Genomic DNA, 17,734 nt, shown 5'->3' with positions numbered 1-17,734 from the left:
GCAGAGCATAGACCAACGAGGCCTAACATGTATCTGGAACACGCACAGGATATCCTTGGACAGTGGCTAGACTGGCGCAGGGAAGGCAAGGTGGCACTGGTTATCGTGACTGCGACGGAAGGGGGCGCCGTGCGCATGCCGGGCGCCCTGATGGCCGTGTCCGCCACGAGTGACCGTTGCGGCTACATTTCAGGCGGGTGCATCGACGCGGATGTGGCCAATCATGCGCGGCAAGCGCTTAGCACGGGGCGGGTCAAACGCCTGAGGTACGGCAAGGGCTCACCGTTCATCGATTTGCCGCTACCCTGCGGTGGTGCCATTGATGTTTGCGTACTTCCCAACACCCAGGCCAGTGTTCTGCGTGCCTGCCATGATCAGCTCGCCTCGCGCCAGCCGGTATCGATCACGCTTTCTGACTCGGGCTCGCTCGGATTGGGACATCTTCCCACCCCAGGCGCTCTGTCTTTTCAGTACATACCCAAGCTCCGCCTGCGCATCGCCGGGCGCGGCGCCGATAGTCTGGCGCTTGCCCGGCTGGCGACGGCAAGCGGCATCCACACCGAGCTGCAACTCCGCGACACTGCCGAAGCCCAGGATGCCCAACGGTTAGGAATCGAGCGCGTTACGACGCTGACGGTTCCTTCGGCGCTTCCCAAGCTGGACGATGATCCATGGACGGCATTTCTGCTCGCCTTCCATGACGTGGACTGGGAGGAGGCTCTACTCGCCCAGGCGCTTAAAGGCGCCGCCTTCTATATCGGCGCCATTGGCAGCAAAGCTACCCATGCGCGGCGCTGTGAGAGGCTTCAGTCAATCGGTTTTACCGAGAGACAGACTCACTGCATCCGCGGGCCCGTCGGATTGATACCTTCCATGCGCGACGCTTCATCGCTTGCCGTGTCCGTGCTCGCCGAGATCGTAGAAGCCTATCAACGCAAGGTGCGATCTCCCTTCAGTTCGACCGCCCTTGCGCTGCTCACCGATATGCCGAACGTTCCAGATACACACCTATTTCAATCTTCGTCCTGCACAAACGTCTGAGCGCTCCGCGGTCATGTCCGTTGGAGGGGTAACCCATCTGCCACCTGCCATCTTCGCTAGCACTAGCTGAATTGGATCATTTAGTCGAAGCAACTCGAGTCGATGGTGGATTGGGATCCTAACGGTGAAAGCTCAGCCGACCGCGCGATTGCATGCCTAAGAGTTTCAGCTCAAGCAATGGATCCGGTCTCCGGTGAGCTATCGGCTTCGGCCTGTAGCACCCCAAACGAAGCACCCCGGGCATAACGGGCAGGCGGAAGCCCGACATGACGGCTAAAGGCGACACTAAAGGTGCTGGCGGAGCTGTAGCCAACCCGTTCGGCGACGTCAGCGATACTGGCTTTTTCTCTGCGCAGCAAATCCTTGGCCAAGGCCATACGCCAGGCGAGCAGGTACTCCATTGGCGCCATGCCCACCGCGCGACCAAACCGCTCGTAAAATGCGGAGCGGGAGAGTGTCGCTTCATTTGCAAGCTGTGCAACCGTCCAGGGGCGCTCGGGACTCTCATGTATCCGGCGGATCGCGATCGCAATCCGCTCGTCGGTAAGACCGCGCAGTAGCCCGGGCGAGGTGTCCGTCGTACCGACAGAGCGAAGGGCCTCGATGAGCAGGACTTCCAGCAGGCGTTCCAGAACCACATCCCGCGCCGGCCGTTGCGCACGCGCTTCATCGCCGACGAGTTGCATGAGAGTGGCCAGCCGATCCACTCCCCGAACATGTACAAGCTTGGGGAGCAGCGACGAGAGCAGAGCCGCATCCGGGGAGCGAAAGACACAGTAACCCACCAGAAAGCGGACATCGGGAGAGTCGTCTGGGTTGCCGACCCTGTGTTCGCCATCGGGTAACACGATGGAGGTATGAACGATGTCTTCGGGGGTCGTGGGCGAGTGGCTCGACATTGAGAAGTTATACGCGGAGGGGAGGAGCACGAAATCCCCCTCTTCGAGGGCGATCTCGTCGTGCCCGTCGGCTTTGAGACGGCATGCTCCCTCAAGAATGGCGCAATAGAAAGGGCGCCCGACCTCTGTGCGGAGCACTCTCCAACGACCGGCGCCGCTACCCCGTTTCGAAAACGGGGTAGCGGGTTGAAGGAGCGTGACTACCTGGGCAAGCGGATCGAGCAACACAGGACACCTGCAAACTAAATACGGACGATTTATTGTAGTGCATCCTGTTTCGGCTTGCCATACTCGACTCATGGCAGATGCCAGAAGCGCTCTGCAGCGGGGATCTCTCCCGCGACTGTTGTGAACATGATTCACCTGCACCGTTGCCATCATACGAGGAGAGCACCATGCAATATCGTCAACTTGGCCGTACCGGCATCCAGGTCAGCCCCTACTGCCTGGGCACGATGATGTTCGGGAAAATCGCCAATGCTGATCACGATGAATGCGTCGGCATGATCCACAAGGCACTGGATTTCGGCATCAACTTCATTGATACCGCCGATGCCTACAGCCAGGGCGAATCTGAAGAGATCGTTGGCAAGGCACTGAAGGGGCGGCGAGACGATGTCGTCCTTGCCACCAAGGCTTCTCTCCCGATGGGGGACGACCCTAACCGCCGGGGTGGGTCGCGGCGTTGGCTGACCCGCGCGGTCGAAGACTCGCTGCGCCGCCTGCAGACCGACCACATCGACCTTTATCAGATTCATCGGCTGGCGCCGGATACCGATATCGAGGAAACCCTGTCGGTTCTCACCGATTTGATGCGCGAGGGCAAGGTGCGCGCCATCGGTGCCTCGACCGTTCCTGCTTCCGCCATCGTGGAGGCGCAATGGGTCGCCGAGCGACGCGGGCTGGCCCGTTTCCGCACAGAACAACCACCCTACTCTATTCTCAACCGTTCAAGCGAGCGGGAAGTGCTGCCCTCCTGCCAGCGTTATGGCATGGGAGCGATGGCGTGGAGCCCGCTGGCTAAGGGTATGCTCACAGGCAAATACCGCAAGGGTGGAGAGCAACCGGACTCGCTGCGCGCGAAATATTTCCCCAAGGCGATGTCCGACGAAGCCAGCCTCGACGCTGTCGAGCAGCTCATCCCGCTGGCCGAAAATGCGGGCCTGTCGTTGACCCACATGGCACTGGCCTTCGTCGTGACGCATCCGGCGATTACATCCGCTCTCATCGGCCCCCGCACGCCCAAGCAACTCGACGATCTGCTCGCCGGCGCGGAGGTGCAGTTAAGCGATGAAATCCTCGACCGGATCGACGAAATAGTCCCGCCGGGCGTTGATGTGGCGCCGCTGGAAGGAGCGGCTTATGTCCCGCTGGCGATCGCCCAGACATCCCTGCGGCGGCGTAATCCCCAGGAGCGGGCGGCCATTGTGCGTGGTGAGCAAGGAGAAAGCTGAAGGCAGTGCCGTGTTTATGCCCTTGTGGCGGAAATCAAAAACAGGAGACTTTCATGAACGACATCGAACAGGTAGGCACCTTTAAATTAGGTGATCGGCAGATCAAGCGCATGGGATATGGCGCAATGCAACTGGCCGGCCCCGGCGTATTTGGCCCACCGAAGGACAAAGAGAGCGCCATTGCCCTACTTAGAGCAGCCGTGGAATACGGTGTGGATCATATTGATACGTCCGACTTCTATGGCCCCCACATCACCAACCGAATCATTCGGGAGGCCTTGCATCCCTATCCCAAGGAGTTAACGCTTGTCACAAAAATCGGCGCCCGGCGTGACGACAAAGGTGACTGGCTTCCGGCCTTCTCTAAGGCTGAGCTTACGCAGGCAGTCCACGACAATCTGATTAATCTAGGCTTGGAGCAGATAGAGGTGGTGAACTTGCGGGCAATGTTTTCTGCGCACGGTCCGGCTGAAGGTTCCATCTCTGAACCCTTTTCAGTACTTGCAGAACTACAGCAAGAAGGGCTTATTCGCCATTTGGGTGTCAGCAATGTCACCGAAAAGCAAATCGAAGAGGCCCGCGCCATTGCGCCTATCGTCTGTGTGCAGAACCATTACAACCTTGCCCACAGACATGACGATACTCTCATCGAGCAGCTTGCACAGGATGGAATTGCCTATGTCCCTTTCTTCCCCTTAGGAGGCTTTACACCGCTGCAGTCTACAATTCTGCAACAAGAGGCAGAAACGTTGCAGGTATCGCCGTTGCAGGTTGCTCTTGCCTGGCTGTTACAGCGATCCCCAAACATCCTGTTAATCCCTGGAACATCATCCCTGGTACATCTACAGGAAAATTTGGCTGCCGCACAGTTAGTTTTGCCGGAAGAATCGGTCAACAATCTCAATCGCATTGCCAGCGAAGCTTGAGTGGAAGCAACACGGGTAATACCGCCCCCCTATAAGAGAAGATGTTGCTGACAACAATCTGAAGCACAGGAGGAAACACCATGAGCGCACACAAGACAATCCTCGTGACGGGCTCAACCGATGGACTTGGCCGTCGGGTCGTCGAAGAACTTGCACGACCCGGCATGCATATTCTGGTGCACGGACGTGATACGCGACGCGGAGCGGCCGTTGTCCATGCCGTCGAACAGGCCGGAGGAACCGCCCGGTTCTTCGAGGTGGACTTCGCCTCTCTTGGCGACGTGCATAGACTCGCTGATGCGGTTCACGCGGAATGCTCTCATCTTGACGCTCTCGTCAATAATGCCGGAATCTCGAAGCCCGATGGGCCACGCCGAGAAAGCACGGATGGCTACGAGCGACATTTCGCGATCAACTACCTCGCGACCTTCTTACTGACGGAACGCTTGTTGCCCTTGCTCAAAGCGGGCGGTGGCGAGGATCCTTCGCGCATTGTGACCGTCGCTTCAGCAGGCCAGAGCGCCATTGACTTCGACGATGTGATGCTCAAGCACGGTTACCAGGGTTATCGCGCCTACGGGCAAAGCAAGGTCGCACAGATCATGTACACGATCGACCTGGCAGAGAGGCTGGATGCAAGAGAGATTATCGCCAATTCGCTCCACCCCGGCACTCACATGGATACGACTATGGTACGGCAGGCCGGCATCACGCCGAGCACAGCAGTTGGTACGGGGGCGGCCGCTGTGATCGCCCTTACAACCGGTCGGGATCGCGCGACGATAACTGGCCGATATTTCGACGGTCAGCGCGAGTCACGCGCGATATCGCAGGTATATGATGCATCGGCGCGCCACACACTGCGGGCTCTCAGCGAGGACTTAACAGGACTGAACCGATAAATACCGCAATCTTCAAGCTCTAAGCTGGCGGCTGCAGTCACGCTCAATCAAATGTGATGATGATTTTGCCCCGTGCATGCCCCGAGGCCTGATGTTGGAATGCTTGAATGAATTCTGTAAACGGCACTGTTCGATCCACAAGAACCTGCAAGCCGTATTGGTCGATCGCCTTCGATACTCGCGCCAGCCGCTGACCGTCGGATGCATGGAATACGAAACCGGCAGTGACGTTATGAGCCGCGACCAACGTTTCATCAGGCGGCATGACGGTAGACAACAAATGCCCTCCCGACCGCAGCACCTCGAAAGAGCGTTGCTGGGTTTCGCCACCCATTGTATCGAGTACTACGTCAATGTCGGATACCTTCTGGACGAAATCCTCGCAACGATAATCGATACCCATATCGGCGCCGAGTAGGCGGACGATGTCTAAACCGCTACCCGAGGCCGTTGCGATGCCCCTTGCCCCAACGCAATTAGCGAACTGAATGGCAAAGCTGCCGACGCCACCCGCGCCGGCATGGATCAACACCTTCTGACCCTCAGTAAGCTCGGCGGACTCGAACAAGGCCTGCCAAGCCGTTCCGGCGGCTGTCGGAATGCCGGCCGCTTCCTTGAGCGGTAGGGTACTAGGTGCCTTCGCAAGGAGCTCCTTCGGCACCAGTGCGTATTCTGCAAAAGCACCTCCGGCGGTCGGTTCGGTCCTGGCGACCACCTGATCGCCGAGAGCCCACCCTTCGACATCCGCCCCCAACTGCTCGATGACACCGGCGAGATCGGTGCCTAGCGTGTAGGGAAAGGTCAGGGGAAAGAACTGTTCCATGTAGCCGCGTTGCAGCTTGACGTCGAGCGGATTGAGGCTGGCGGCCCGAACCCGAACCAATACTTGGCCGCTAGCTGGCACTGGTTGGGAGACGTCATCAAGGTTCGGTTCGGTCTCATAGCCGGTGATACGGATGGCTTTCATCGTGTGCTCTCCTGCTGAGTCGCTGGCCAGGCGCCGACCTGGTTGAGCCATCCAAACCAGTCTTCCAGGTGCCAGGTGTGGGTCAATCTGCCGTTAGCAATATGGTGGAATTCGTGAATCGCGAGCTGGCAGGTCTTGCCGGTCGGTGCAATGCCAAACCACTCGCCTTCATGTGTGCCTGAGATCACGGCTCGCACGGCGGCCCGGCCAGGAGCACTGATGATCTCGTGGATAGTAACCTTTGCATCTGGAAACGCAGCTCCGAAATCGGCAATGAGCGGTTTCATTCCGTCTCGGCCTGCTATTTGTCCAGGAGCGAGCGGTATATCCTGCCAATCGGCCGCGACAGCATCGTCGAGCAGTTCCGGCTTTCCTTCAAAGGCGCGATAGAATGTTTCGATAGCCTTGAGTTCTTCAGCGGGTAGGCTCTCTACTTTGGCCTTGTGCTGAGTGGTTGAATCAATCATGGGGGGCTCGCTGTGAAGGTTCTCGTTGTGAGGGTTTTCATAGCTTAGGGCTGCAAAGAACATACTTGAAATCGATTTTTGATATGCATTAACATCCATCTCATGAATCTACACGGCATAGATCTCAACCTGCTCGTCGCTTTCGATGCCTTAATGGTGGAGCGAAGCGTCACGCGAGCAGGAATACGGATCGGACGCACCCAGCCCGCAATGAGCGCTGCGCTCTCAAGGCTTCGTGCTCTGCTCCGGGATGAGTTGTTCGTACGCGGAACCAACGGTCTACAGCCGACCCCACGGGCACTCGAATTGGCCGAACCGATTGGCCATGCGCTGGCGGAAATCCAGCGCACTCTGGATTTCACACAAGAGTTCGATCCTTCTTCATCCACCGTCGCTCTTTCTATCGGCCTGTCCGACCACCCGGCGTTCAGGTTTTTGCCGCGGCTGGTGGCGAAGCTGTGCGAGGTAGCTCCGGGCATAACGCTAGCTGTACGGAATTTCACCAGTCGGGATGATGCCATCTCAATGCTTGATGCCGGGGAAGTAGAAATGACCATCGGCGTCCCGCCCACATCGACCGGCCGCATTCTTAGTGTTCCCCTGTTTGAAGAGCGCTTTGTCTGCATCCTGCGTAAAGATCATCCGGCCATTCGTCAGGGTCTGAACCTCGAAACATTCCTGTCCCTGACGCATCTTCTTGTCTCTCCCGAGAACGACCATTTCGGCGTCGTGGATACAGCCTTAGCAAAACAAGGGCTGAAGCGGCAACTCGCTTTGACCCTTCCGCAGCTCTACGCCGCTCCGGCTCTTGTCGCCTCATCGGATATGATCGCGACGATTCTCGAAGGGGTGGTGGAAGCTTCCGGCCAAGCGGAGCGTCTCTATGTGGGAAACCCGCCGATCGAACTCGACCCGGTTCCTTTCACACTATCCTGGCATCGCCGCAACGATACTCACCCTGCACAGCGCTGGTTCCGTGAACGGGTTATTGAGGTATTTAGTGTCTGAACTTGCTTAAGCGATGCCACCATTCGCACGTATGACTTGACCGTTGATCCAGCCCGCCTCCGGCGACACGAGGAAGACGATGACCTCTGCGATATCGTTGGGCTGATCCCATCAATGCGTGATGCATCCATGCTAACCGTGTCGACACTCGCCGAGATCGTGGAAGCCTATCAGTGCGAAGTGAAGCTCTCATCTAACGCGACAGCTCTACCCCTTGGCTCTCGATGCATCCCAAACTAGCATCACTTGGGTGATAGCAGCATCTAGATCCGAGTGACGAACACCGTCTCGAGATAGCGTGGAAAGCCCCAATAAAAATGAGTCAAACACCATGGATAAGGCACGCTCATTGGTGTCAGCCCGCAGCTCGCTGCTCTCGATACCACGTTTCACGCAAGCCACGATACCCGCGCGGGTTCTTGCACGCGAACGCGTTAAGGGAGCGATCACAGCGGCATTTTCATCCGAAGGCGTGCTAATGACGCTCAACCCTACCATGCAGCCTTTAGGATGCCCGCGTTCACACTGCATCTTAGCTGAGCGCCGCAGGGTAATTTCGATGGCGTCGCGGGGAGCAAGCTCCTCCTCCCACAAGGATTCCGTCACTAGCGCATAGGTGGACAAATAACGTTGTGTACACTCCTGAAACAACGCTTCCTTGGAACCAAAAGCGGCATAGAAACTGGGGGCAGAGATACCGTTGCCGATACCCGCCTTTAATTGGCTTAACGACGTAGATTCGTAGCCATTCTGCCAAAAGATGTGCATCGCCTCCTCCACTGCCTTATCACGATCAAAGGTTCGAGGCCGCCCCATCGTTGCCATATTGAACTCCATAAATTCTCCCACTCAACTAATATACTATTCGGTATATAAATACTTGACAAGGGACTTCCGTTCCGCCTAGTTTTATACCGATCGATACATATATAGTTAAAAATCGGGATGTCACAGCACTGAACACAGCCCGGAGATTACTTAACCTTCTAAAGGATTTTCGTTGTGAGCTACTTATCCGCACAGACAGAATTAACTGAACCTGACCGCCTACCATTAGCGGGGCTGCTGGCCTTGGCCATGACGGGCTTTATTTGCATTGTCACAGAAACGATGCCAGCGGGTTTGTTGCCTCAAATCAGCCAGAGCTTTGGCATTAGTCCAGCACTCGCGGGTCAAATGGTAACGGCCTATGCGCTGGGATCTTTGTTAGCTGCTATCCCACTCACGATTGCAACCCGCGGGTGGCGGCGCCGTAACGTGTTATTAACAACCGTTGTTGGTTTTCTCATTTTCAATTCAGCGACAGCGCTTTCCACTAACATCTGGTTAACGCTAGCCGCTCGCTTTTTCGCCGGGGTTGCCGCGGGACTTGCGTGGAGCCTGCTTGCTGGTTACGCAAGACGAATGGTGGCGCCTCATCAGCAAGGACGCGCTTTGGCAGTGGCAATGGTAGGAACCCCCATCGCACTCTCCCTGGGAGTCCCTCTTGGAACCTTTATGGGTTCAGTGATTGGCTGGCGAGCGGCGTTCTGGATAATGTCAGCCTTGGCACTCATCTTGATTGCATGGGTACTCGCCAAAGTTCCTGACTACCCCGGTCAGCCCACTCACGAACGTATGCCATTGCTGAAAGTGTTTACGACTCCTGGCGTGAGACCGGTACTGGCGGTTGTTATCGCGTGGATGCTCGCTCACAACATTCTCTATACCTACATTGCGCCCTTTGTAGCTCCGGCAGGACTTACCGATCGCATTGACCTTGTTTTACTAGCATTTGGCGCGGCGGCCCTCGCCGGGATCTGGATCACCGGGAAGCTGGTGGAGAGCTTTCTGCGCGCAACCGTACTGGCAAGCTTGGCAGCATTTGCTCTAACGACGTTGGTGTTCGGTTTGGGTACGCTGAATCCCCTTGTTGTTTACCTGGGCGTCGCAGTATGGGGCATTACCTTTGGTGGCGCGGCAACGCTACTACAAACGGCGCTCGCTGATACTGCCGGTAGCGGCTCTGATGTAGCACTTTCCATGAATGTAGTGGCCTGGAACAGCTCTATAGCTGGCGGTGGGTTATTGGGAGGCTTTCTGTTGCAAACATGGGGAGCTGGCTCATTTCCATTAGCTCTTACCTTGTTGCTCCTAGTAGGACTCGCTATCGCTTGGTCGGCAAAAATACATGGTTTCCGACCAGGACGACGCACCGCAGAGAGCCCTTCAATTAGTCACTAAGCCTATCGCTAAACCTCTTTTACCAATCTAGCAGTAACCATCTGGATCTCTGCCTATCTTTCCACCAATCAATTAATTGAGGATCAATCCGTGTCCCAACATCATAGCAATACGTTTTCTAATGCTTCATCTACTTGCCCCGCTGATGAATTCCCGATCCCCGATGGATTCACTAGTGGGTATCAGACCATCGACGGCGTTAAACTTCATTACGTCAAAGGCGGATCGGGCCCACTGGTTTATCTGGTGCATGGTTTTGGACAAACGTGGTATGAGTGGCACCAACTGATGCCCGCGCTGGCAAAAAGCTTCACCGTCGTTGCACCAGACTTGCCAGGTCTGGGCCAGTCGGCTGTTCCCCCCTCCTATAGAGCCACCGATATTGCAGTGCTGCTCTATAAGCTTGCCAAACAATTCAGTGGCAATCAGACGTTTGATCTGGTCGCCCATGATATCGGCATCTGGAATACCTACCCGATGCTGGTGCAGCATCAGAATGCTATTCGTCGTGTTATCTACATGGAGGCACCGATCCCTGGCGTCAGTATTTACTCGTTCCCCGCTTTTACCCCCGAAGGTGAATCATTGGTATGGCATTTCAGTTTCTTTGCCGCAGAACAGCAGTTGGCAGAGAAGTTGGTCTCAGGCAAGGAGCGCATCTTCTTCGAACACTTCATCAAAGTTCATGCCGCCAATAAGGAGGTATTCACACCGGAGCTTCTTGACCTGTATGCCAGTTCGTATGCCAAACCACACAGCCTTAATGCCGCTTTCGAGTACTACCGGGTACTCAATCAAGGCGTAAAAGATAATAACGAATTGGCCAGGACAAAGGTCACTATTCCTGCACTTGCCATCGGCGGTGGAGATCATGGCGGCATGGGACAGTATCAGATTGATATGATGCGTCATTACTCCAGCGACGTGACAGGCATCGTTCTCCATGGTGGTGGCCACTGGTTGCCTGAAGAGTGTCCCGAAGCACTGAACAAAGCTGTGATGGAGTTCTTGAATAGAGACTAAGAGAGCCTACACTTTCTTGCGTTTAGTGCTTTAAAAACCATCGGGATCTACAAGATCCCGATGGCATCATATCAAGAGCCTTCGCCCTTTTATCAAAAAGACACTGTTTGTATTACGAATCAGGAGTGAGAATATAACGAACGCTTGAATCTCCGCCCCAGGCCTCTGCCACAGCACTAAGCGGTAAGCATTTATGCGGGGCATGGAAACCAGCTGCCGGTGCAGCGGCAAGCAACTCGCCAGCACCTTGGATGAGTTCATTGACAGCCACACTGCCGATGCCGCTTCCGATCAGCTCCAACCCTGAACTACGCAGCATATCGCCGCGAATGGGGATCTCATCTCCCGCCACGGTGCCGAGTTGCACATAGCGGAGACGTGGTTCACCGGCACCCGAGCCACGATTTAGAGTGGCGGCCCTTAAAACATGTACAGCGGGCTCACCCCATAGGAAGTCGAGCACAATATCGACCCGCTCGTTAAACTGCTCACGCAATGCTGCCTCGCTGCCGTCATTGAGGGCGATCTTCACATCAGCGTTGAGGCTTTGAAGTTTTTTCTCATCACGGCCGACGGCGATGATCTTACCTGCGCCACAATATCGAGCGGTATCAAGTGCCATTCCACCAGCTGAGCCTGTCGCACCCAACACCATCACCGTTTCACCTTTTCGCAATTTGGCTCGACGTGTAAGCGCGATCCAGGACGCTAGCCCAGCCGTGGCTATGGATGCTGCGTGTATGTCAGGCAACTCATCTGGCACTGGCACCATCATGTGATTGGTAACCAATGACTGCTCTGCCATAGAACCAAACGGTGCCTTGGGGAAAAGAAAGTAGACGCGCCGTCCGCTAGCATCGACTCCTACGCCGTCAACACCCGGTATGAATCCGGCTTCTGCACCACTCGCATAGTGTTTACCTGACGCTAATCCTTTCACAATAGGGCTTAGCGCAGTGGCATTCACCTTGACCACCGACTCTCCCTCACCGGCCACTGGCTCGCGAAAATCCTCAAACGATGGTGGAGCACCGAATTTATTCACAACAGCTGCTTTCATGATGTTTATTCCTGAATATTGATTCTTCCCACTGAAGAATTGCCGCATTGGCAATGTAGGCAGAATCAACAAAACGATCTATACTTTAAAGTCCTCTTTTTTTACGCATTCGTCCGGGTAATATATGGATCCTCTTTCTGAAGTACTCTCAATGCTAAAGCCCCGTAGCTATATCACCGCTGGCTTCGATGCAGGCGGTGCATGGGCGCTCACACTCGATGATCTAGCTGGTCGAATCAAATGCTATGCCGTCATGCAAGGCGCCTGCTGGCTGTCAATGAAAGATATGGAAGCACCAGTGCTGCTCCAGGCTGGTGACTGTTTTGTCTTGCCCAGTGGCAAAGCCGTACGTATAGGCAGCGACTTGAGCACCGAGCCTAAAAGAGCCAGCGAAGTACTTGATCCCTCTCGTAGCGGCGAAATCGTCACCTATAACGGTGGTGGCGACGTATTTCTGGTGGGCAGCCGTTTTGAAGTCAATGGACGTCACGCAGAGGCACTGCTGCAAACGTTACCACCCCTGATGCGAGTCGAGACCTCGGCTGATCGCGCCAGACTACGATGGTCGATCGAACTGATGATGGAAGAGTTGCAAGAGGCCCGCCCCGGTTCATCCTTGGTGGCACAACAGCTGGCACACATGATGTTAGTACAAGCGTTACGGTTATACCTATCGGAGCAATCTTCTAATGACATTGGTTGGTTTGCCGCGCTTGAAGATCCTCAACTCAGTAAAGCACTCAGAGCGATGCATACGAACCCTGCACACTCCTGGACAGTTCAGGAGCTAGCGACACAAGCAGGGATGTCACGCTCTACATTTGCCGAGCGCTTTCGCCATAAGGCAGGTGAGACTCCCATCGCCTACCTGACGCGCTGGAGAATGATGCTTGCGGGGGAGCAGCTCACTCACGGTCGTGACACGCTAGCGCGAATAGCCCTGTCAGTCGGCTATGAATCCGAGCATGCGTTTAATACGGCTTTCAAGCGCGTTATGGGCATATCACCAGGGCGTTATATCAAAGCCACGTGGTGAGTCGGACATCGTGATCGCACAACACTTCAGGCGATCAGGCGCCGAGTGCCGCCTTTACCCGTCCAGGTAGGAAAGGGTAGTGCCGGAGCCGCACGCCGCCAGTGAGGCGCGCCACGGCGTTGGCGATTGCTGGCCCGACCGGCGGCAGGCCAGCCTGGCCTATGCCGCCAACCGGACTCCCGCTTGTCGGCACCACCGCCACTTCGATTTCAGGCGCCTCTGACATACGAATCACCCTATAGGTATCAAAGTTTCCTTCCTGCACCTCGCCATTGACGATGTTGATCTGCTCAAATAGCGCGTGGCCGGTTCCGTTTGTGATGCCCACGATCATCATGCCTTCAATGTGGCGCGGTTGGATCGCCACCCCTGGATCTACAGCACACCAGACCTTATGCACTCTAATCACACCGGTTTCCCGGTTGAGCGACACTTCCGCAATCTGCGCACAATGAGAGCCAAAGGCATCGGAATAGGCGAGGCCTAACGCCCGGTCATCACGCTCACGATCCCATTCGGCCATCTGGCCAACGGTCTCGATGACGTTGCGCGCCCGTGGCTGATCCTTCAGGAGTTCGAGCCTGAGCTGCAGAGGATCAGTTCCCCTAGCGGCTGCGATTTCATCGATAACGCATTCGATACTGAATCTGGTGTAGCCAACCCCGACGGCGAACCAGAAGCCGATATCCAAGCCATTATCCTGACGGATATACTCGATCCGGTGCCCTGGCACCGTGTAGTTGAAATGCGCGCCCTCGGTCACCACGTCGTCATGCCCACCCGCGCTTGCGAACAGTTCAGCATTCGTACGAGCAAAAATGGAATCGGCCACAATACGGTGCCGCCAGCCAGTGATATTTCCATTGACGTCGAGACCAACCTGAATGTGCTGCGCTTCGAGTGGTCGGAATTTATCGTGCCGGACATCGTCCTCGCGGCTCCAGATGACCTTGACCGGACGTCCTTCCACCTCCTTGGCCAGCGACACGGCATCGACGATGAAGTCTGCCTCGGCTTTGCGGCCGAAACCACCACCAAGCAGGGTCACGTTCACCTTGACCTTATCCGGCGTCGTGCCGACCACCTCTGCAGCAAAGCCTTGCGTGCCCGTCGGTCCCTGCGTGGGCGCCCAGATTTCAACAGTGTCACCAGTCACCAGCGCCGTGGCGTTCATCGGTTCCATGGTTGCATGGCAAACCAGATCGCTCATGTAGTTGACTTCAATGACCGTTGCCGCATTCGTGATCGCGGAATCTGCATCACCCTCCGAGAACGCCTCAACGCCCGTTTGCGAGAGATCGCGCCCCACATCGCGATAATGTTCCAGCAGGCGGTCGCTTGTGTAGTTGCGAACCCGTGAGGATGTGCTCCACGTCACATTAAGCAGATCTTTGGCCCGCCGCGTCGCCTCGACCGTCTCGCCGATGATACCGACCCCGTAGGAGAGCGGAACAATATGCGTGATGCCAGGCAGGGCCCTGGCTTCCGAGTCGTCAATTCTCTCGGGTTGCTCACCCTGGACAGGCGCCCGCAATACTGCGCCATACAGCATGTCGGGAAGCTGCACATCAATGCCATAGACTGCACTCCCGTCGACCTTCGAAGGGAGGTCGATGCGGTGGATGTCACGCCTGCCGATATAGCGCCATTGATCGGTCGGCTTCAGATCGGCCTCGGTTACCTGCGGCAGCGGATCGGGAAGCGAACCATCTGTGGCGATCTGGCCATAACTGAGTGAGCGGCCGGTTCGTGCATGTACGACCCTACCCGGCTCTGTTGTGAGCTCTCCCACTGACACGTCCAGCATGTTGGCCGCGCTCGACAGGAGAACCTTACGGGTCTGCGCGCCGGTAATCCGTAGCAGCTCATAATAGCCGCGCGTAGATTCGCTGCCGCCCGTGAGCTGGATGCCATAGAAGCCAGGATTGCCGTATTTATCCGCATCGGATGGAGCCTGAACAATGCGAACCATCTCCCAATCAGCATCCATTTCTTCCGCGATGAGAAGCGGCAGAGTGGTCATGATGCCCTGCCCCATCTCGGAGGCAGGCGACATGATCGTCACGGTTCCATCGCCCGCGATGGTCACCCACGCATTCGGGAGGTAATCGCCCTCACCGACCAACGACATTGTTGCGCCAAAGGCATTACGAACTAGACCGCCGAATGCAACCGCAACGCCGAGACTTCCAACCGAAATAAGGAAGCTGCGCCGAGAAATCGCGTGACTGAAAATCTTGACTGTCTTGGTCATGTCTCAGGCCTCCCGTGCGGCGAGCTGTATGGCGCTGATAACCCGCACATAGGTTCCGCAGCGGCAGATATTACCGTCCATATGTTCAATGATCTGCTCACGCGTGGGATTGGGGTTGCTCTCAAGAAGTGCCGCTGCTTGCATGAGCTGTCCGGACTGGCAATAGCCGCATTGCGGCACCTGTTCGTCGATCCAGGCCTTTTGAAGCGGATGGCTCGCATCTGGCGACAGCCCCTCAATCGTTGTTACTTCACGGCCAGCCACGTCCTCGAGCCAAGTCACGCAGGAGCGCGTCGGCGCGCCATCGATATGAACCGTACAGGCTCCGCACTGCGCGATGCCGCAGCCGAACTTGGTGCCAGTGAGCTGCAGATGCTCCCGGATCACCCATAGAAGCGGCGTGTCTTGCGCGGCGTCGACATCCACCACACGCCCATTGATTGTAAACGCTGTCATGACGGCTTCTCCTGGGAGGGTTACTGATTTTCGAGATAGTCGATGATCGCCGCACGCTGAGTGTCGTCGGGGACGGTGACGGTCATCCGAGTGCCTGGAACCACCTCATGCGGCGCTGCAAGAAACGTGTCGAGCGAGCGATTGTCCCAGACGATGCCTGAATCACGCATAGCATCCGAATAGCGGGCCCCTTCGATGCTGCCGGCAGCGCGGCCGATAACACCCGCGAGATGCGGGCCAATTCCGTTCTGGCCAATCTGAAGGCTGTGACAGGAACCACATCGTTGTTGAAAGAGCCTCTCGCTGCCAGTTTCCTGCGCCTTTACAGCAGTCGCCAGGGCAAAAAAAACCGCTAATATGCCCGTGGCGAACAGCAGCAAAGCGGCAAAATGAGGGGATTCGTTGGTAGTCTTCATGCCGTTATATCCATATCAGGGCTGCAGTGAGAGGAGGTTGCTTCGTGCGCCTCTAAAAGATAGGCCGTCGGAGAAGTACTATCTATGCTCAGAAATCCGCTTTATCTTTGCGATCGTCCAGGATACTTGATGGAATCACTGCCAGACGTGCTGGTATTGTTCAGGCGAGCAGCTATGTATCCTCCGTTTTTGGCACGGACGTCGACGGGTCAATCCAATTTTCCTGTCAGCAAAACCGAATAAAATGACATGCGGCAATATCAGCATGACCTGACCCAAGCACTGGTAGCTAATGCGTGGAAGTGACCCGACGGAAACGGTAGACCGTCGCCGGGGGAAGATTGGCTAACGTGCGGCCTAGCAGTTCCGCTTTAATCCCAAGATGATGCTGGAACCGCTGTGAAACGGGGCAGCGAGCGCCATAGGTAAACTGATAGAACACGCCCTCTGGCCCCATCTTACGAAACGCCCCCGACAGAACCGCGACCACTTTACGTGGCGACATGGAAAGTAATGGCAGGCCACTAATGACCGCACCAGCAGGTTTCCCATCGAAAAGGTCGACCATCCGAAGGCGAGTGGCGTCCATTCTCAGTATCTGGGCCTGCGGATAGAGAATACTGAGTGCAACCGCAAACTCAGGCATGGATTCAATCAGCGTCAGATCCTCTTGTTTAACACCACGTTCAATCAATGCGCGCGTAAATACCCCGGTTCCAGGCCCAAGTTCTATCACGGGCCCAGTTTCGCGCGAGATTTCAGAAGTGATAAGACCAGCTAGCGCGCTTCCTGACGGTATAACGGAAGCGACAAGTAGAGGATTTCTGGCCCATGCCAGGAAAAAACTTAATGATGTATTCGTGGTCGTGCACTGCTTCATAACCGATGCTCCTGAACGCGAGTTATAGATGGAAGAAAGTCGGTTGCATGCGCGCATTCGGTGCTTCTTATTACATTGCGCCGACTTGATACCCGTCGCAGAAGCCAAAACAGGACAATTTCTAAACACAACAGAAAACCGAGCGCTACCAGGGTTAGAACCGTTGTATTTTCAGCAGCTGACCAATGGGAAGCGAAGTAACCGATGCTAATAAATAGGCCGTTCCAAATCACGACTCCAGCAGCCGAGGCCAACAGGAAACTCCCTGAGTGACAGCGTAGAAGAGCCGCAAAGGCAGGAGCGAATAGCCTGACGGTAGGCACGAGCTGGAGCGCAAAGGCCAGTACGGTCTGGTGTCGCCGGAAAGATGCAACCCATTGTGTAATGCGATCGGCAGACATCCCGAAGAGTCGCCCTAATTTGTTGAGCAGCCGCCTAGAGCGGAGCTCGCTAAGCCCTCTAAAAATGTAAAAGCAGAGGGTCGCCCCTAAGGTATTGCCTGTAACGGTCACCAGGAAAGCAATTGACAGCGACCAAGTTCCTTCCGCTGCTGCAATCCCAACAGCAAGTAGCAATCCATAAGAAGGTATTACCGGAACGAAACGCTCCACAAAAGTGATAGCGAAAAGTGCGATCAAACCATAGGCACTGGGCCATGCGGTAACAGTACTAACTGGATCGAAGTTCATAGGTTGTACTCTCCTGTCACAAGCTACTGTGAG

The 17,734-nt window shown here is 55.9% G+C and carries 19 protein-coding genes; 8 read left to right on the top strand and 11 right to left on the bottom strand.

All coding sequences use genetic code 11. The annotated features are described in order from the left end of the window. The first annotated feature begins 27 nt into the window (after positions 1-27). Positions 28-1,041, top strand: a complete 1,014-nt coding sequence (locus YERSI8AC_RS04550; RefSeq protein WP_159176193.1) for an XdhC family protein — start codon at positions 28-30, stop codon at positions 1,039-1,041. Between the two features lie 170 nt (positions 1,042-1,211). On the opposite strand, the gene YERSI8AC_RS04545 is transcribed toward YERSI8AC_RS04550, so the two are convergent. Continuing rightward, on the bottom strand, positions 1,212-2,168 hold the full coding sequence (locus tag YERSI8AC_RS04545; protein ID WP_422822512.1) for an AraC family transcriptional regulator: 957 nt from the start codon (positions 2,166-2,168) through the stop codon (positions 1,212-1,214). A 167-nt stretch (positions 2,169-2,335) separates the two neighbouring features. On the opposite strand from YERSI8AC_RS04545, the gene YERSI8AC_RS04540 reads away from it, so the two are divergent. The 3 genes from YERSI8AC_RS04540 to YERSI8AC_RS04530 all read left to right on the top strand — a co-directional run bounded on the left by YERSI8AC_RS04540 (position 2,336) and on the right by YERSI8AC_RS04530 (position 5,222). Continuing rightward, complete coding sequence (locus YERSI8AC_RS04540; RefSeq protein ID WP_159176192.1) at positions 2,336-3,394, top strand: aldo/keto reductase; 1,059 nt, start codon at positions 2,336-2,338, stop codon at positions 3,392-3,394. 53 nt (positions 3,395-3,447) lie between these two features. Beyond that, positions 3,448-4,320 (top strand): aldo/keto reductase family oxidoreductase, encoded by an 873-nt coding sequence (locus YERSI8AC_RS04535; RefSeq protein WP_138799671.1) that lies wholly within the window; start codon positions 3,448-3,450, stop codon positions 4,318-4,320. A gap of 80 nt (positions 4,321-4,400) precedes the next feature. Beyond that, complete coding sequence (locus YERSI8AC_RS04530; protein WP_022519868.1) at positions 4,401-5,222, top strand: SDR family NAD(P)-dependent oxidoreductase; 822 nt, start codon at positions 4,401-4,403, stop codon at positions 5,220-5,222. Positions 5,223-5,265: 43 nt separating this feature from the next. Here YERSI8AC_RS04530 and YERSI8AC_RS04525 read toward each other — a convergent pair whose 3' ends face one another. After that, positions 5,266-6,189, bottom strand: coding sequence for an NADP-dependent oxidoreductase (locus tag YERSI8AC_RS04525; RefSeq protein WP_022519867.1), 924 nt, complete (start codon positions 6,187-6,189; stop codon positions 5,266-5,268). Beyond that, on the bottom strand, positions 6,186-6,656 hold the full coding sequence (locus tag YERSI8AC_RS04520; RefSeq protein WP_138799669.1) for an ester cyclase: 471 nt from the start codon (positions 6,654-6,656) through the stop codon (positions 6,186-6,188). The genes YERSI8AC_RS04525 and YERSI8AC_RS04520 overlap by 4 nt, the downstream gene beginning before the upstream one ends. Positions 6,657-6,758: 102 nt before the next feature. Between YERSI8AC_RS04520 and YERSI8AC_RS04515 the strand changes: the two genes are divergently transcribed. Continuing rightward, the gene (locus YERSI8AC_RS04515; protein WP_138799668.1) at positions 6,759-7,664 is read left to right on the top strand and encodes a LysR family transcriptional regulator; all 906 of its coding nucleotides are present in this window, start codon (positions 6,759-6,761) and stop codon (positions 7,662-7,664) included. Between the two features lie 6 nt (positions 7,665-7,670). On the opposite strand, the gene YERSI8AC_RS04510 is transcribed toward YERSI8AC_RS04515, so the two are convergent. Both YERSI8AC_RS04510 and YERSI8AC_RS04505 read right to left on the bottom strand, forming a co-directional pair. Then, a complete protein-coding gene (locus tag YERSI8AC_RS04510; protein WP_138799819.1) occupies positions 7,671-7,757 on the bottom strand; it encodes a hypothetical protein in 87 nt (28 codons plus the stop codon). A gap of 114 nt (positions 7,758-7,871) precedes the next feature. Next, positions 7,872-8,489, bottom strand: a complete 618-nt coding sequence (locus YERSI8AC_RS04505; protein WP_053857125.1) for a TetR/AcrR family transcriptional regulator — start codon at positions 8,487-8,489, stop codon at positions 7,872-7,874. A 177-nt stretch (positions 8,490-8,666) separates the two neighbouring features. Between YERSI8AC_RS04505 and YERSI8AC_RS04500 the strand changes: the two genes are divergently transcribed. Both YERSI8AC_RS04500 and YERSI8AC_RS04495 read left to right on the top strand, forming a co-directional pair. Beyond that, a complete protein-coding gene (locus YERSI8AC_RS04500) occupies positions 8,667-9,887 on the top strand; it encodes an MFS transporter (RefSeq protein WP_236557240.1) in 1,221 nt (406 codons plus the stop codon). A gap of 90 nt (positions 9,888-9,977) precedes the next feature. Next, positions 9,978-10,910, top strand: coding sequence for an alpha/beta fold hydrolase (locus YERSI8AC_RS04495; RefSeq protein WP_321169475.1), 933 nt, complete (start codon positions 9,978-9,980; stop codon positions 10,908-10,910). Between the two features lie 112 nt (positions 10,911-11,022). On the opposite strand, the gene YERSI8AC_RS04490 is transcribed toward YERSI8AC_RS04495, so the two are convergent. Beyond that, a complete protein-coding gene (locus tag YERSI8AC_RS04490; RefSeq protein ID WP_159176191.1) occupies positions 11,023-11,970 on the bottom strand; it encodes a quinone oxidoreductase family protein in 948 nt (315 codons plus the stop codon). Between the two features lie 124 nt (positions 11,971-12,094). Between YERSI8AC_RS04490 and YERSI8AC_RS04485 the strand changes: the two genes are divergently transcribed. Beyond that, positions 12,095-13,006, top strand: a complete 912-nt coding sequence (locus YERSI8AC_RS04485) for an AraC family transcriptional regulator (RefSeq protein ID WP_159176190.1) — start codon at positions 12,095-12,097, stop codon at positions 13,004-13,006. A 34-nt stretch (positions 13,007-13,040) separates the two neighbouring features. On the opposite strand, the gene YERSI8AC_RS04480 is transcribed toward YERSI8AC_RS04485, so the two are convergent. The 5 genes from YERSI8AC_RS04480 to YERSI8AC_RS04460 all read right to left on the bottom strand — a co-directional run bounded on the left by YERSI8AC_RS04480 (position 13,041) and on the right by YERSI8AC_RS04460 (position 17,701). After that, positions 13,041-15,260: a xanthine dehydrogenase family protein molybdopterin-binding subunit gene (locus YERSI8AC_RS04480; RefSeq protein WP_159176189.1), complete on the bottom strand. Its 2,220-nt coding sequence runs from the start codon at positions 15,258-15,260 to the stop codon at positions 13,041-13,043. 3 nt (positions 15,261-15,263) lie between these two features. After that, positions 15,264-15,716: a (2Fe-2S)-binding protein gene (locus YERSI8AC_RS04475; protein ID WP_138799663.1), complete on the bottom strand. Its 453-nt coding sequence runs from the start codon at positions 15,714-15,716 to the stop codon at positions 15,264-15,266. A 20-nt stretch (positions 15,717-15,736) separates the two neighbouring features. Next, complete coding sequence (locus tag YERSI8AC_RS04470; RefSeq protein WP_138799662.1) at positions 15,737-16,132, bottom strand: c-type cytochrome; 396 nt, start codon at positions 16,130-16,132, stop codon at positions 15,737-15,739. A 289-nt stretch (positions 16,133-16,421) separates the two neighbouring features. Next, positions 16,422-16,868 (bottom strand): class I SAM-dependent methyltransferase, encoded by a 447-nt coding sequence (locus YERSI8AC_RS04465; protein ID WP_236557239.1) that lies wholly within the window; start codon positions 16,866-16,868, stop codon positions 16,422-16,424. Between the two features lie 140 nt (positions 16,869-17,008). Then, positions 17,009-17,701, bottom strand: coding sequence for a DedA family protein (locus YERSI8AC_RS04460; protein ID WP_159176187.1), 693 nt, complete (start codon positions 17,699-17,701; stop codon positions 17,009-17,011). Positions 17,702-17,734: the final 33 nt, after the last annotated feature.

The organism is Halomonas sp. 113 (genome assembly GCF_904067645.1).
GTDB classification, from domain to species: Bacteria; Pseudomonadota; Gammaproteobacteria; order Pseudomonadales; family Halomonadaceae; genus Vreelandella; species Vreelandella titanicae.
The sequence above is the reverse complement of the archived record's forward strand: the minus strand, read 5'-3'. Positions and strand labels throughout refer to the sequence as shown.

Bases quoted from the DNA above. Each gene is read 5' to 3' on its own strand.
- YERSI8AC_RS04550 (WP_159176193.1), top strand. From the start codon at position 28: ATGTATCTGGAACACGCACAGGATATCCTTGGACAGTGGCTAGACTGG.
- YERSI8AC_RS04540 (WP_159176192.1), top strand. From the start codon at position 2,336: ATGCAATATCGTCAACTTGGCCGTACCGGCATCCAGGTCAGCCCCTAC.
- YERSI8AC_RS04535 (WP_138799671.1), top strand. From the start codon at position 3,448: ATGAACGACATCGAACAGGTAGGCACCTTTAAATTAGGTGATCGGCAG.
- YERSI8AC_RS04530 (WP_022519868.1), top strand. From the start codon at position 4,401: ATGAGCGCACACAAGACAATCCTCGTGACGGGCTCAACCGATGGACTT.
- YERSI8AC_RS04525 (WP_022519867.1), bottom strand. From the start codon at position 6,189: ATGAAAGCCATCCGTATCACCGGCTATGAGACCGAACCGAACCTTGAT.
- YERSI8AC_RS04520 (WP_138799669.1), bottom strand. From the start codon at position 6,656: ATGATTGATTCAACCACTCAGCACAAGGCCAAAGTAGAGAGCCTACCC.
- YERSI8AC_RS04515 (WP_138799668.1), top strand. From the start codon at position 6,759: ATGAATCTACACGGCATAGATCTCAACCTGCTCGTCGCTTTCGATGCC.
- YERSI8AC_RS04505 (WP_053857125.1), bottom strand. From the start codon at position 8,489: ATGGCAACGATGGGGCGGCCTCGAACCTTTGATCGTGATAAGGCAGTG.
- YERSI8AC_RS04490 (WP_159176191.1), bottom strand. From the start codon at position 11,970: ATGAAAGCAGCTGTTGTGAATAAATTCGGTGCTCCACCATCGTTTGAG.
- YERSI8AC_RS04485 (WP_159176190.1), top strand. From the start codon at position 12,095: ATGGATCCTCTTTCTGAAGTACTCTCAATGCTAAAGCCCCGTAGCTAT.
- YERSI8AC_RS04480 (WP_159176189.1), bottom strand. From the start codon at position 15,260: ATGACCAAGACAGTCAAGATTTTCAGTCACGCGATTTCTCGGCGCAGC.
- YERSI8AC_RS04475 (WP_138799663.1), bottom strand. From the start codon at position 15,716: ATGACAGCGTTTACAATCAATGGGCGTGTGGTGGATGTCGACGCCGCG.
- YERSI8AC_RS04470 (WP_138799662.1), bottom strand. From the start codon at position 16,132: ATGAAGACTACCAACGAATCCCCTCATTTTGCCGCTTTGCTGCTGTTC.
- YERSI8AC_RS04460 (WP_159176187.1), bottom strand. From the start codon at position 17,701: ATGAACTTCGATCCAGTTAGTACTGTTACCGCATGGCCCAGTGCCTAT.